This window comes from Micromonospora sp. NBC_00421 (assembly GCF_036017915.1).
Classification (GTDB): domain Bacteria; phylum Actinomycetota; class Actinomycetes; order Mycobacteriales; family Micromonosporaceae; genus Micromonospora.
On record NZ_CP107929.1, the window covers coordinates 5465785 to 5480217 of the forward strand.

General features: G+C 70.6%; 13 protein-coding genes. 10 read left to right on the plus strand and 3 right to left on the minus strand.

Translation table 11 applies throughout. The features are described from left to right. Window positions 1–7 precede the first annotated feature (7 nt). From dpgA to OHQ87_RS23220, 10 genes are all read left to right on the plus strand, one after another. A complete protein-coding gene (dpgA, locus tag OHQ87_RS23175; RefSeq protein ID WP_328341097.1) occupies window positions 8–1147 on the plus strand; it encodes a 3,5-dihydroxyphenylacetyl-CoA synthase DpgA in 1140 nt (379 codons plus the stop codon). Window positions 1148–1160: 13 nt separating this feature from the next. Next, the gene (gene dpgB, locus OHQ87_RS23180; protein WP_328341099.1) at window positions 1161–1895 is read left to right on the plus strand and encodes an enoyl-CoA-hydratase DpgB; all 735 of its coding nucleotides are present in this window, start codon (window positions 1161–1163) and stop codon (window positions 1893–1895) included. Then, window positions 1892–3259: a (3,5-dihydroxyphenyl)acetyl-CoA 1,2-dioxygenase DpgC gene (gene dpgC / locus OHQ87_RS23185; RefSeq protein WP_328341101.1), complete on the plus strand. Its 1368-nt coding sequence runs from the start codon at window positions 1892–1894 to the stop codon at window positions 3257–3259. The genes dpgB and dpgC overlap by 4 nt, the downstream gene beginning before the upstream one ends. Then, a complete protein-coding gene (locus OHQ87_RS23190; protein ID WP_328341103.1) occupies window positions 3256–4554 on the plus strand; it encodes an aminotransferase-like domain-containing protein in 1299 nt (432 codons plus the stop codon). Before dpgC ends, OHQ87_RS23190 begins: the two co-directional genes overlap by 4 nt. Then, window positions 4551–5747 (plus strand): cytochrome P450, encoded by a 1197-nt coding sequence (locus tag OHQ87_RS23195; protein WP_328341104.1) that lies wholly within the window; start codon window positions 4551–4553, stop codon window positions 5745–5747. The genes OHQ87_RS23190 and OHQ87_RS23195 overlap by 4 nt, the downstream gene beginning before the upstream one ends. A gap of 37 nt (window positions 5748–5784) precedes the next feature. Continuing rightward, window positions 5785–5979, plus strand: a complete 195-nt coding sequence (locus OHQ87_RS23200) for a ferredoxin (protein ID WP_328341106.1) — start codon at window positions 5785–5787, stop codon at window positions 5977–5979. A 17-nt stretch (window positions 5980–5996) separates the two neighbouring features. Then, window positions 5997–7145, plus strand: coding sequence for a glycine amidinotransferase (locus OHQ87_RS23205; protein WP_328341108.1), 1149 nt, complete (start codon window positions 5997–5999; stop codon window positions 7143–7145). Between the two features lie 132 nt (window positions 7146–7277). Further along, entirely contained in the window at window positions 7278–8189 is a 912-nt protein-coding gene (locus OHQ87_RS23210) for a phytanoyl-CoA dioxygenase family protein (RefSeq protein ID WP_328341110.1), read from the plus strand. A 211-nt stretch (window positions 8190–8400) separates the two neighbouring features. Then, window positions 8401–9735, plus strand: a complete 1335-nt coding sequence (locus tag OHQ87_RS23215; RefSeq protein WP_328341111.1) for a nucleotide sugar dehydrogenase — start codon at window positions 8401–8403, stop codon at window positions 9733–9735. Between the two features lie 112 nt (window positions 9736–9847). Then, window positions 9848–10084, plus strand: a complete 237-nt coding sequence (locus OHQ87_RS23220) for a hypothetical protein (RefSeq protein ID WP_328341113.1) — start codon at window positions 9848–9850, stop codon at window positions 10082–10084. A 145-nt stretch (window positions 10085–10229) separates the two neighbouring features. Here the strand turns inward: OHQ87_RS23220 and OHQ87_RS23225 are convergent, their stop codons facing one another. The 3 genes from OHQ87_RS23225 to OHQ87_RS23235 all read right to left on the minus strand — a co-directional run bounded on the left by OHQ87_RS23225 (window position 10230) and on the right by OHQ87_RS23235 (window position 14432). Continuing rightward, the gene (locus OHQ87_RS23225; protein WP_328341115.1) at window positions 10230–11918 is read right to left on the minus strand and encodes an ABC transporter permease; all 1689 of its coding nucleotides are present in this window, start codon (window positions 11916–11918) and stop codon (window positions 10230–10232) included. After that, window positions 11903–12667: an ABC transporter ATP-binding protein gene (locus OHQ87_RS23230; protein WP_328341117.1), complete on the minus strand. Its 765-nt coding sequence runs from the start codon at window positions 12665–12667 to the stop codon at window positions 11903–11905. The genes OHQ87_RS23225 and OHQ87_RS23230 overlap by 16 nt, the downstream gene beginning before the upstream one ends. 124 nt (window positions 12668–12791) lie before the next feature. Beyond that, window positions 12792–14432 carry a sodium/solute symporter gene (locus OHQ87_RS23235; protein ID WP_328341119.1) on the minus strand — a complete coding sequence of 547 codons (1641 nt, stop codon included), beginning with the start codon at window positions 14430–14432 and terminating at the stop codon, window positions 12792–12794. Window position 14433 lies beyond the last annotated feature (1 nt).

Sequence of the window (14433 nt, forward strand, 5' to 3'; positions counted from 1 at the left end):
GACGGCGATGCCCGCAGCCTTTACACATCCGGGAGCCGGGATGAATCCGCAAGCCGCACCGCCGAGCACCACGGTCGCGATCGACGAGTCGACGGCCGGCCTTGCCCGCATCACGGGGATCGGCACCGCCATCCCGGCCACCGCGTACACCCAGCAGGAACTGCTCGACGAGTTCCAGATCACCGATCCGCGGGTGCGCTCGGTCTTTCTCAACAGCGCCATCGACCGCCGGGGACTCGTGCTGCCGCCTCGGCTGCCGGACGGCTCACGCGGCGCGGAATCCCAGGGCGACCTCCTGCGGAAGCACACCACGCAGGGCATCTCCATGGGGACCGAGGCGATCGCGGCGTGCCTGAAGGATGCCGGGGCCACCCTCGCCGACGTCCGCTACCTCTGCTGCGTGACCACCACCGGATTCCTCACCCCCGGCTTCTCCGCCCTGCTGATCAGGGAACTCGGCATCGACAGGCACTGCTCGCGTCTGGACGTCGTGGGCATGGGCTGCAACGCCGGCCTCAACGGGCTGACGGCGGTGGCCACCTGGGCCCAGGCACACCCGGGCCAGCTCGCGGTCCTGGCCTGCATCGAAGCCTGCTCCGCCGCGTACGTCTTCGACGGGACGATGCGGACCTCGGTGGTGAACAGCCTCTTCGGCGACGGCGCGGCGGCCGTCGCCCTGCGGTCCTGCGAGACGTCTCGGGACGGCGGCCCGCGCCTGCTGAAGTTCTCCAGCTGCATCGTCCCGGACGCGCTGGGCGCCATGCGCTACGACTGGGACGATGCGGTGGGCCGGTTCAGTTTCTACCTCGACCCCGAGGTTCCGTACGTCGTCGGCGCGCACGCCGAGATAGCGCTCGATCGTCTGTTGACCGGGACGGGGCTACGGCGCAGCGACATCAGGCACTGGGTGGTGCATTCCGGCGGCAAGAAGGTCATTGATTCGGTGCGGCTCAATCTCACCCTTTCCCGGGATGACCTGAGGCACACCACCGGGGTGCTCCGCGATCACGGAAACATGTCCAGTGGTTCCTTCCTGTTCTCGCTGGAACGGCTGCGCGACGAAGGACGGGTCAATCCCGGGGAGCACGGGGTCCTGATGACTATGGGCCCCGGATCGACCATCGAAATGGCATTGGCGCGTTGGTGAGAGGGGAACGGTGATGACGGACACCGGTACGGTATTCGCACGTACGCAGGACGGTCTCGGGCTGCTCGCACCGATCGACGGAGCCGGCGCACTCGAGGAACTGACAGCCACGGTGAACGCGATCTGTGGTCGGATCGAGACGGGAGCCGAGAAGACGACGTTGGTGCTGCAACTCAGCGGCACTCCGGCGGGCGGCCGGGAATGGCCGGGCGACGTGAGCATCCAGGCGGTGAACCGCTGGGAACGGGCCCTGCGCCGACTCGAACGCCTCGCCGTGGTCAACATCGCCGTAGCCCGGGGTACCTGTGGTGGTGCCGCGCTGGACCTGTTGCTCACCGCGGATCTCCGGATCGCCGCGACCGATCTGGAGATCGTGCTGCCCGTGAACGACGGCCACTTCTGGCCGGGCATGTCCGTCCACCGCCTGGTCCAGCACCTCGGCATGGCGCGGGCCCGGCAGATAGTGCTGTGGGGGGTCACCCTCGCCCTGCCCAAGGCGATCGAACTGGGCCTCGTCGACCAGGTCGGCAGCGACCTCGACGAGACCGTGCACACCGCGATGGTCCTCACCGGGCAGATCTCCGACCAGGAGATGACCGTACGCCGGCAACTGCTGCTGGAAGCCGCCTCGGTCGGACACGACGAGGCCCTCGGGCTGCACCTGGCCGCCTGCGACCGGGAGTTGCGGCGGCTGCGCCAGGTCCGGTCCACGGACGCCGTCGTCCCCACCGCAGCGGCTGCCCCGTGACCGCCGGGACGGCTGCTGACCCGGGGGTTCCCGCACTTGCCCTGACCGGTGCCCTCGAACTGGACGCGGCGGCCCTGACGGAGTACGTCACGCGGGCCGAGGCGCCGCTTGCCTCCCTGCCCTCCCGACCCGACCGGACACCCGCCCAACAGCATCGCGTCGGACAGGCCCTGACGCAGGCGCGGACGGCACGTCGGCGTTTCCTGGCCCGACACGTCGACAGCGTGTACGACATGCTGACCGACGACCGCAGCCGGCACCTGCGACTGGCCGGTCTGTTGTCCGCAGCTGCCTACCGGTTCCCCGGCCTGGTGCCCGATCCGGCCCGGATGGCCGCCGAGGCCGCCCTCCCCCAGTCCGACCGGGACGGCGGTGAGGTCGACCAGGCCGTCTTCTGCGCAGCGGTGTTCCGCTCACCGGTCGCCGGCCGGCACCTCATCGACGCGATGCTGCGGCCGGCACCCGGTTCCGCCGGGCTGTTGGCCGAGTTCCGGCGGACCGGGCGGTTGGTGCTGCCCACAGTGCTCCTCGACCGCGTGGGCGAGGCCGGACAGGTGACCTTCCGCAACGTCCACTGCCTCAACGCCGAGGACAACCGGCTCACCGCCGACCTGGAGACGGCCGTCGACCTCGTGCTGCTCGACGACCGGGTACGCGTCGGTGTACTGCGCGGCGGCGAGATGACGCACCCCCGGTACCGGGGACGGCGGGTGTTCAGCGCCGGTATCAACCTGAAGAGTCTGCGCAGTGGCGAGATCTCGTTCGTCGACTTCCTCCTCGGTCGGGAGCTGGGCTACCTCAACAAGATCGTCCGTGGGCTGCTCGTCGATCCCCACGAGGCGGCGTGGAGCGACCGGACCGTGCAGAAGCCCTGGATCGGTGTCGTCGACTCGTTCGCGATCGGTGGTGGGATGCAGTTGCTGCTGGTCCTCGACCGGGTGATCGCGGAGCCGGACGCCTACTTCAGCCTGCCTGCGGCAGACGAGGGGATCATTCCCGGCCTGGGCAACCTCCGGTTGACGCGGCTCACCGGTGCGCGGCTGGCGCGGCGGATCATCCTCGGCGGCCACCGCGTCGAGGCCGACAGCGCCGAGGGACTGTTGCTCTGCGACGAGGTGGTCCCGCAGTGCGGAATGGACGGCGCGGTCGAGCGGGCCGTTCGGGAGCTGTCCGCCCCGGCGGTGGTGGCCAACCGGCGGATGCTGCTGCTGGCCGAGGAACCACTCGACAGATACCGCGAGTACCTGGCGGAGTTCGCGGTGGCCCAGGTCGCCCGCGCCTACAGCGCCGATGTCCTGGCGAAGGTGGAGCGGCGGTGGTCGGCCGCCCGGTCGACCACCGGGAACCGGGCGGTACGACGATGACGCTGCTGGATTCCACCGCCCTGCACGGCTCCTTGCAGGACCCGGTGCTCGGCTCGCTCAGCTTCCTCAACGAGGTGATGGGGCGCTATCCCGACGCCATCTCGTTCGCGCCCGGTGCGCCGCACCCGGTGTTCTTCGCCGATTTCGATCCCGACGAGTACGTGCAGTGCTTCCTCGATCACCTCGTCCGCGATCGTGGACTCGACCGGACGGCGGCCCGACGGCGGCTGTACGAGTACGGGCCGAGCGCCGGGATCATCACCGACCTGGTCGGTCAGGCCCTCCGCGACGACCACGGCATCGAGGTCGACCCGGCCAGCGTCGTCATCACCGTCGGGGCGCAGGAGGCCATGTTCCTGGTGCTGCGGGCGCTCTTCGCGCACCCCGGTGACGTGCTCGCGGTGGCCGACCCGTGCTTCGTCGGCATCCTCGGCGCGGCCCGGCTGCTCGAGGTGCCGGTGGTCGGCGTACCGGAAGGCACCGACGGGATCGACGTCGACCGGCTCGAACAGGAGTGCCGCGCGGCACGGCGGGCGGGCGGGCGGGTCCGCGCCCTCTACGTGTCGCCGGACCACGCCAATCCGGGCGGGAGCCGAATGTCGCTGCGGTGCCGGCACCGTCTGCTCGAGCTGGCCGACCGGGAGGACTTCCTCGTCGTCGAGGACAACGCCTACGGCTTCACCTCGCCGGCACACGCCCTGCTCCCGCCGCTCAAGGCGTTGGACCGCTCGGCACGGGTGGTGTCCATCGGCACCTTCGCCAAGATCTGCTTCCCGGGAGCGCGGGTGGGGTACGTGCTGGCTGATCAGTGGGTCACCGACGGGAGCACCGGTCGCAGGGAGAGGTTCGCGGCGAAGCTGACCGCGATCAAGAGCATGGTCACGGTCAACACCTCCCCGCTGTGCCAGGCGGTGATCGGCGGGATGCTGCTGCGCCACGGCGGTTCCCTCGCTGAACTCGGCCGCCGCCGGGCCGGCGTCTACCAGCGCAACCTCGGTCACCTGCTGGACGCGTTGGACCGGCATGTCGGAACCGTCGAAGGCAGCGGCATCAGCTGGAACCACCCCGACGGCGGCTTCTTCGTGCGGGTCCACCTGCCGGTGCCGGCGGACGTCGACCTGCTGGAGGTGTCCGCCGGCCAGTACGGCGTGCTCTGGACCCCGATGGCGCAGTTCTATCTCGGTCACGACGGCGACCACCAGCTTCGGCTTTCGTGCAGCTATCTGGACCCGGCGCAGATCGAGGTCGGGGTGCAGCGGCTGGCCACGTTCTTCCGGAAGGAGATCTCCGCATGACCGGCGACACCGTCCCCCGGTATCCGACTCTGCGCCCCGGTCCGTTCGACCCACCGGCCGAGCTGGCGGAGCTACGGAGGTGGGAGCCGATCAGCCGCATGGAGTATCCCGACGGCCACGTCGGGTGGGTCGTCACGAGTCATCATCTCGCCCGCAGCATGCTGAGCGACCCACGGTTCAGCGCCCGGTCGGAGTTCAAACGACCGCCCGTCTCCCGCCCCGGCGCCGACCCGTTCTACGGGGCGCCGGCCCTGCCGGGGTGGCTCGTCGACATGGATCCGCCGGAGCACACCCGACTCCGCCAGCAGTTGGCGGGGCGGTTCACCGCGAGACGGATGCGGGAGATGCGCCCCGAGGTCGACCAGATCGTGGGCCGGCTGCTGTCCGACATGGAGCGCCACGGACCCCCCGTCGACCTGGTGCAGCACTTCGCGCTCCCCCTACCGTCACAGTTGATCTCCGCGCTGCTCGGCGTGCCGTATCGGGAGCGGGCCGAGTTCCAACGGCACAGCGAGACCCTCTTCAGTCTCCAGGCCACCGCAGCCGAGGCGGCTGCGGCAATGGCCGAGCTGTACGCCCTGGTGCGGGAGCTGACCAAGCAGGACCGCGGCCAGCACAGAGGGCTGCTCGCCACGCTCACCGAAGAGGGCACCCTCGATGCGGAGGAGATCGCCGGAGTGGGCGTGCTGCTGCTCACCGCCGGGCACGAATCGACCTCGAAGTCCCTGGCGCTGAGCGTCTTCGCGCTCCTGTCGCACCCCGACCAGCTCGCCAAGCTGACCGCGACCCCGACCTTGATCGACAACGCCGTCGAGGAGTTGCTCAGATATCTGACGGTCTTCCACTTCGGTGTGCCACGTACACCGCTGGAAGACGTGTGGTTCGGTGGCAGGTTGCTCCGCGCGGGCGAGTCGATCACGGTGTCGCTGCCGGCGGCCAACCGGGATCCCGGCTGGTTCGGCGCTGCGGCCGACCGGTTGGACATCGAACGCAGGACCACCGGACACATGGCCTTCGGCTACGGCATCCACCAGTGCCTCGGGCAGAACCTGGTGCGTACGGAACTGCGCGCCGCGCTGCCGGCGCTCTTCCGACGCTTCCCGGAGCTGCGCGTCGCAGTCGACCCGGGTGAGGTACCGCTGTCGACGGACATGAGCGTCTACGGCGTCCAGCGCCTGCCCGTGGCGTGGTGACGGTGCACGGTTCGCACGGAGAGGACAGAGGTGATTCATGAACATCACAGTCGACACCGGCTCCTGCATCGGTTCCGGCCAGTGCGCCGCGTCGGCTCCGGAGGTCTTCGACCAGGACGACGACGGGAGGGTCGTCCTGATCGAGAGCCGGCCGGCCGAGACGTTCCACGACCTGGTGCACGAGGTGGCGCAGTGCTGCCCGGTGCAGGCCATCTCCCTCGACGAGTACTGACGGAAGGCACCTGACCCATGCGACTGAACAGCTACGACGACTTCACGCCGCTGAAGGAGGTGATCCTCGGCTCCGCCGACGGATACGTCGCCCGGCTGCCCGACCTGTCCTTCGACATGTTCATCAGCGACAACCTGACCGGCGCGCGCGGTTACTACCCCAGCATCACCGACTGGCGGCCGGGTGAGGACCGACGGCGACGGAACGAGCCGCACCGCCTGGCCATGAAGACACGTTTTCTCGACGAACTGACAGCGGACGTCGAGGGCCTGGCCGGTCAGCTTCGTGACCTGGGGATACGCGTACACCGACCGATGGCGCTCGACCCGGACCTCGGTGAGCTGGCCACACCGGCCTGGTCGGCACCGGTGACGCCGCCGCTGAATCTCAGGGACAACACGCTCATCCTCGGCGACGAGATCATCGAGACGCCGCCCACGCTGCGGGCCCGCTACTTCGAGACGCAGTTCCTCAAGCCGGTCTTCGCCGAGTACTTCCGTGCCGGCGCACGGTGGACCACGATGCCCCGGCCGATGATGACCGATGCCTCCTTCGACCCGGAGAACGTCTCCAGCGCGGCACCGAACATCGAGGTACCCGACCCCCCGCAGTCCTCGCCGTACGACGTCGGCCTCGAGATCATGATCGACGGTGCGAACTGCCTGCGGCTCGGCCGGGACCTGATCGTCAACATCTCCAACGCCAATCACGCGCTGGCCTGCGACTGGCTGGAGCGGCACCTCCGTGGTCGGTTCCGGGTCCACCGCATGCACAAACTGACGCAGAGCCACATCGACAGCGTGGTGATCCCGCTGCGTCCGGGCCTGCTCCTCGTCCGGTCCGAACGGGTCCTGGACTTTCTTCCGGAGCAGCTGCGCACCTGGGACACGGTGGTCTCGCCCACCCCGGAACTGCACGACTACCCGCAGTACGAGAACGGCGATCCGATTCCGCCCAGCCCGTACATCGACTTGAACCTGCTCTCCGTGGACGAGGAGACGGTTCTGGTCAACGACGCGTGCAAGACGCTGATCCGCATATTGGAGGACCGGAAGTTCACCGTCGTCCCGGTCCGGCACCGGCACCGTCGGCTCTTCGGCGGCGGTTTCCACTGCTTCACCCTCGACACCGTACGCACCGGCGGTGCCGAGGACTACCTGGGCTGAGGTGCCCGAGGAAGCGCACCCGCCCCGCCGGGCACCGGCCGACTGTGGCAACAGTCCCGAGGAACGGAGGTCGATGAGGCAGTCGTCAGTTCTTTCCGCAAAAGAATCGTCGTCGACAATGAGGGGAACATTGTGAACGCGCTGGAAGTCGCCGCCAAAGAATACGCAGAGCAGGGTTTCGCCATCATCCGCAACGTCATTCCTCAGGACCTCCTCGGTGAGGTCCGAGCGCACGTGGAGTGGCTCACCGCGAAGTACCCGGACCTCCGCCCGGAGCACTTCCACCACCCGCTGATCCGCAACGACGCCTTCTGGGTCCGCCTGGTCACCGACCCCCGGCTGGCGGAGATCGGCAGGTACTTCCTCGGGCCGGACACCGCCTGCTTCACCGCGCACTACATCTGCAAGCCCCCCTACACCGGGCAGCCCGTGCTGTGGCACCAGGACGGCGCGTACTGGAAGCTGGAGCCGATGCAGGCGCTGACGGTCTGGCTGGCAGTCGACGAGAGCACCAGCGAGAACGGCTGCCTGCGCATCATCCCGGGCAGCCACGAGATCCCGCTCTACCAACCGTCACCGCGGACCGACGAGCCGAACATGCTGTACTCCGCCGCGGACGAGGAACTCGTCGAGAGGTGGGCGCGGGAACGCGGCATCGTCGACATCGAACTGAACCCCGGCGACGTGTCGATCCACCACCCGCACATCCTGCACTGTTCGGAGCCGAACACCTCGCCGAAGCGTCGGTGCGGGCTCGACATCGGGTACATCTCGACGTCCACCCGGATCAGCAGCGACGGCCTCTACCTCGACCCCATCCTGGTCAGCGGCGCGGCAAAGCCGGGTGTCAACCGCTACCGCAACTACCCGCTGTACCAGCCGGGAGAATCCATCCCCTTCGCCGGGCACGACGAGTGGAACGCCCGGCACCAGGGCCAGCCGGTCCCAGCACTGGCGGCGGGCGACCCGCTCGACGACGAGTCGCCCCTGGCGACCACGCAGCGCATGATCGCGCGGCTCAAGGAGGGCACCGTCGCCAGGTGACGCGACGCCGCCGGCCGCCTCCCACCGACGGCGGCCGGCGGCTCCGCCCCGGCACCAGTGACCACGCGTCGTCGGCTGCGCGATGACCTGGGCCGGTGGCAACGGCGGAGGTAGTGCAAGGCGACACCACCCACGTCCACCAGAGGGCGTCAGGAGACCTGGTCCCGTCGCGCCGGAGGCGCCCCGGGCCGTGCATCGAGGGCGGGACGAGATGAACGTTGTCACCGAACCGAAGATTTCGACGAGTCACCACAGCGAGGCCACCTTCCAGCAGCGAACGCTGGACCGCGATCTGACGATCGCGGTGGTCGGCCTCGGTTACACCGGTCTACCCCTGGCGCACGCGTTCGCCGCCGCCGGCTTCCACGTAGCGGGGGTGGACGTCGATCAGACGAAGCTCGACCAGCTGCACCGCGGCGAGTCGTACCTGCCGGACCTCGGAGAAGAGCAGCTGCGCGCGGTGACCGATCGGCTGCACCTGGCGGCTGGCCCGCAACCGGTAGCCGAGGCCGACGTCGTCGTCATGTGCGTTCCCACCCCGGTCACCGTCGACGAGCGGCCCGATCTCACCTTCGTGGACAACGCGCTCGCCTCGGTGGCACCGATCATCAAGCCGGATACCCTCCTGATTCTTCAGTCGACCATGCCACCCGGTACGACGCGGCGCTGGGCTGACCGGCTCGCCACCCAGACCGGTCTGACGCTCGGCGAGGACCTGTTCGTGGCCTGCGCCCCGGAGCGGGTGAATCCGGCGAACCGCGACGGTTGGACGGTCACCAACACCCCGCGCGTCGTCGGCGGCAGCACCCCCGCGTGTACCCGCCGGGCGGCGGCGGTGCTGCGGTCGATCGCCATGGAGGTCACCCAGCTCTCCGACGCGACCGTCGCCGAGATGAGCAAGTTGCTGGAGAACAGCGCCCGCCTGGTCAACATCAGCTTCTCGAACGAGATCGCCGATCTCTGTCACAAGCTCGGCGTGCCGGTGGACGAGGTGATCCGCGCCGCGGCCACCAAGCCCTTCGGCTATCTGCCGCACTGGCCGGGGCCGGGAATCGGTGGTGAGTGCATCCCGGTGGATCCGCTCTTCCTCATCGACGAGGCGGGGCGGCAGTCCGTCCGGTTACAGGTGATCGAGGCGGCGCACCGCCAGGCGGGCCGCCGGCCCCTGACGGTGGCCGATCGGGTGCAGCAGCTGTTGGCCCGGCGGGGTCTGCCCGTCGAGGGCAGCCGGGTGCTGCTGATGGGGGTGACGTACAAGGCGAACGTGCCGGACCTGCGTAACGCCCCGGCGCTGGCGATCATCAGCCGTCTGCTCGCCGACGGGGTCAGGGTCGGTTACTGCGACCCGTGGGCCGACCGGATCGAGGTGGGCGGGGTCGCCCTCCGGTCGCTGGACGTGGGGCACCTCCAGCTGACCGAGTACGACTGCGTCGTGCTGGTCACCCCGCACGACGCACTGCTCGGGCAGGTCGACTGGCATCAGGCCGGCGCGGTGCTCGACACGGTCCACCGGCTGCCGCCCGCCGCGAACGTGGAGCAGCTGTGAGCACAGCGGGCGTCGAGGCCCGGCCGGTGATCCGGCAGCCGGGACGGGACAACCACGACCCCCGGGGCAGCGCCCCCGGCCAGAGAGTACGAACCGACCAAGGAGGTATTCCATGCCAGTGAAGAACACGCTGAAGGCCGCCCTCGCGGGTGCGATCGTCGCCGGGGTCACCGCGCTGGCGCCGACGCCCGCCAGCGCCGGGATCTACACCTGGTCCTACCAGGGCACCTATTCCTCGCCGGCCGAGTGTCAGGCCGTCGGGGCCGCCCGGGTGGACAACGGTGACGCGGAGGCCTACCGCTGCCAGGGCGAGAACGGTACCGACCTCTACACCGCCCACAACTGGTAGTGCCGTCGTGGACTGCGGCAGGCGGTCGGTGACCGGGGCGTCGCGCTGTGGCGTCGTCGATCACCCCCGCCGGCCGCAGCCCGCGCCGCCGGGTTGCCTGACACCCCGCTCCGGCGGCACCGCAAGGGTGAGCGGCAGGGTGAGGTCAGCGGCGGGGCGTGACGGCCGACAGCAGCTCCGGCATCCGGCGGTCCAGCACGTCCCCGGCCAGGTACGCCCCGAGCAGCGCCGCCCCCGCCCCGTACGCCGCGCCGACCGGTAGGGCCAGCCAGAGCCAACCGTCGCCGAGCAACCCGGCGGCCACCACCATCGGTACGGCCGCAGCCGCCGAGGCGACCATCGACAGCAGGGTGAGCATGCTCTTGGCGATCCCGGAACCGGTGTTCATCGCGAACGGGTTGCTCGTCTCCGGCAGCGAGTACGCCCCGAGCACCGAGATGAACCCGTTGATCGCCAGCCCCGCACCGTACGCGGCGAGCAGCGCGCCCGCCGCCACCCCGAACCATTCCGGCCGACCGAGCACCACGCTGATGATCAGGGCGACGACGCCCAGCATCGGCAGCACGTACACCGAGAAGGCGGTCATCCGGGCGCGCAGCTCCAGCCGACCCGGCACCCCGGCCACCACGTTCGCCGCGTAGGCGCTGCCGTCGAAACCGAACTGGTTGGCCAGGGTCACCGAGGCGAGCACGCCGACGAAGAGCATCGAGATGCTGAGCAGCACCGGCGACGAGTCCCCGGCGACCTCGAAGCCCTCCGCGCCGGCGGTGAAGCCCGCCCCACCGAGGTTGACCATCACCGGCACGAAGATCCCGACCACCGCGATGGTGATCAGGTTGGCCCGCCGTCGGGCGTCCCGCCACCAGTAGCGGCACTCCCGGGCCACCAGCGCGCCGAACCGGTCCCGACGGGTCCAGCCGACCGCCCGGGGGAAGAGTTGGGCGACCGGGCCACCGGTCGGCGACCGCCGGGCCTTCGTCGGGGCGGCGCTGGCCGCGCCGACCATCGCCGACTCCAGCGACCGGGACCACCAGAACAGCAGCGCCCCGATGGTCGCCGCGGTGATCAGCAGCTTCACCGGGACTGCCCAGGCCCGGCCCTCGGCCACGTCCAGGCCGATCGTCCAGGGCGCGCCGAACGGGGTCCAGCCGACGATCCGGGCCACCCCGACCAGCCGGTCCCAGTCGGTCGACCGCACCGCGGCCAGCACCACGAGCTGCAACGGGCCGATCGAGGCGGCCACCACGGCCAGCAGCACGGCGGCCAGGTCGCGTACCCGACGGGACCGCAGCATTGTGGCGAACGCGCTTGTCACCGCGCGGCTGGCGGCGACGCAGAGCAGCACTCCGACGACCACCCCGAGGGCGGCGACGACGCCGGCCGCCGCACCACCGAGCAGCGTCGCGCTGACCACCAGCCCGGCCACGGCGACCAGCACCGCGAACACCGGGACACTGACCAGCGCCGCCGTGAACAGCCCGGTGACCAGGGTGCGGCGGGTGAGCGGCAGCAGCGCGAAGCGGGCCGGGTCGAGGGTCTCGTCGACGCCGAAGAAGACAAGTGGCAGCAGCAGCCAGCCGAGCACCAGCACGCCGCCGCCGAACGATGCCGCCATCACCGCGTAGCGGGGTTCGTCGGCGAAGCCGGGGGCGGCGAACATCAGGAAGCCGCCTGCCGCGAACCAGAGCCCGACCAGCACCCCGGTCACGAACAGTGCGACCCGCCAGCCCTGACCGCGGAAGTTGTTGCCCATCACCCGCAGCTTGAGCCGGACGAAGTGGCGCGGGGAGACCGCCCGTACCCGCTCGGCGGGTGTGCTCACCGGGACAGCCACGCCAGCTCCTCACCGGTCGCCGTCCGGCCGCCGACGACCTCGACGAAGACGTCCTCCAGGGACCGCTCGCCGCGTACCTCGGCGAGGGTGCCGACCCGCTTGATGGTGCCCTCGGCGAGGATCGCCACGTGCGAACAGAGCCGCTCGACGACCTCCATCACGTGACTGGAGAAGACCACGGTCCCGCCGCCGACCACGTACCGGTGCAGGATGTCGCGGATCAGCGCCGCCGACACCGGGTCGACCGCCTCGAACGGCTCGTCGAGCACCAGCAGCCGGGGGCCGTGCAGCAGCGCGCAGGCCAGGCCGATCTTCTTCTTCATGCCTGCCGAGTAGTCGACCACCAGGGTCCGGCCGGCGTCGGTGAGGGCCAGCACGTCGAGCAGTTCCGCCGCGCGCTGGTCGACCACCGCCGGGTCCATGCCCCGCAGCAGACCGTGGTACGCCAGCAGCTCCGCCCCGGTGAGCCGGTCGAACAGCCGGACGCCGTCGGGCAGCACGCCGAGCAGCCGTTTGGCCTCGACCGGGTCGCCCCAGACGTCGTGCCCGAGCACCCGGGCCGCACCGTGGTCGGGCCGGAGCAGCCCGACGGCCATCGACAGGGTGGTGGTCTTGCCGGCGCCGTTGGGGCCGAGCAGGCCGTAGAACGAGCCGGCGGGGACGGCCAGGTCCACCCCGGCGACCGCCACCTTGCCGTCGAACTGCTTGGCCAGGCCGCGGAGTGCCAGCGCGGGGTGTTCACCAGTCATGTGTCGACCGTATCCGGACCGGGCGAGTGGCCGCACCCGCTGAGGGACGATCCCGGCTCATCCCCGAGACGGACGGGGTGAGCCGCACCACCCCGGAGATGACGCCAGCCAACCGGACAGAAAGTCAGGAGCGCAGTGACTCGGGCGCGTGCAGGCGGAGCATGGTGGCCCCGACGTCGACCGGGGTGCGGCGTCGGGTCGCCACCGACACCGCGATCATCACGGTGAAGGCGAGCGGCACCGTCCAGGCCGCCGGCTGGGTGGTGAGGGTGGCCGGCCAGCCGGCCAGCGGCGGCCCGAGCACGGTGACCAGCACCGCGCCGATCGCCGCCCCGCCGCCGACAAGCACCCCCGCCGCCGCGCCGAGGTCGGTCAGCCCGCGCCACCAGATGCCGAGCACGAGCAGCGGGCAGAAGCTGGACGCGGCGACCGCGAAGGCCAGCCCGACCACCTGGGAGACGTCCAGCCCGGAGACGTTGAGGGCGAGCACCGCCGGCACCCCGCCGGCGATCACCGTGGCCAGCCGGAAGCCGCGTACCGAGCCGCGCCCCAGCACGTCGGTGGAGATCACCCCGGCGACGCTGGTGAGCAGCCCCGACGAGGTGGACAGGAAGGCGGCGAACGCCCCGGCGGCGACCAGTGCGGCGAGCAGCCGCCCGGTGACGCCGTCGCCGAGCGTCGCCTCGGGCAGCAGCACCACCACCGCGTCGGTCTGCCCGCTGACAAGCAGTTGCGGGGTGTAGATCCGGCCGAGCACGCCGTAGAGGGTGGGCAGCAGATAGAAGACGCCGACCAGGGCCAGCACCACGAGCGTGGTCCGCCGGGCCGCCGCGCCGTCGGGGTTGGTGTAGAAGCGCACCAGCACGTGCGGCAGCCCCATGGTGCCGAGGAAGGTGGCCAGGATCAGCGAGTAGGTGGCGAACAGGCCCCGGTCGTCGTCCCCGGCGGCGCTGGGCAGCAGCCAGTCGGCCGCCCCGGTGGCCACCCCGGACACCTCGGGCACCGGGTCACCGGCGGCGAAGCTCAGCTCGTCGCCGGGGCGTACCTCCCGGATGGTGCCGTCGGGGAAGGTGAGGGCCGCCCGGTGCTCGACCACGACGGTGGTCGCGGTGCGGAACGCCGGCCCGTCGGGCGGGGTCACCGCCGGGCGGGCGTCGGCCTGCCACTGGAGGGCCAGGAAGATCGCGGGTACGGCGAGCGCGGTCAGCTTGAGCCAGTATTGAAAAGCCTGCACGAAGGTGATCGCCCGCATCCCGCCGAGCGCCACGTTGGCGGTGACCACCGCTGCGACCAGCAGCGCCCCCACCGGGTACGGCGAGCCGGCCACCGTGGCCAGGGTGAGCCCGGCGCCCTGCAACTGCGGCACCAGGTAGAGCCAGCCGATGAAGATGACGAAGACGGTGGCCAGGGTGCGCAGCCGGCGGGAACCGAGCCGCAGCTCGCAGAAGTCGGGCAGGGTGAACGCCCCGGAGCGGCGCAGCGGCGCGGCGACGAAGAGCAGCAGCGCCAGGTAGCCGGCGGCGAATCCGACCGGGTACCAGAGCACGTCCACGCCGTACTTGAGGATCAGCCCGGCGATGCCGAGGAAGCTCGCCGCCGACAGGTACTCCCCGCCGATGGCGGCGGCGTTCCAGGTCGGACTCACCGACCGGGACGCGACCAGGAAGTCCGAGGTGGTCCGGGCCAGCCGCAGGCCGTAGAAGCCGATGCCGACGGTGACCAGGGTGACCGCGACGATCGCCGGTACGACGTACCCGTTGCCCATC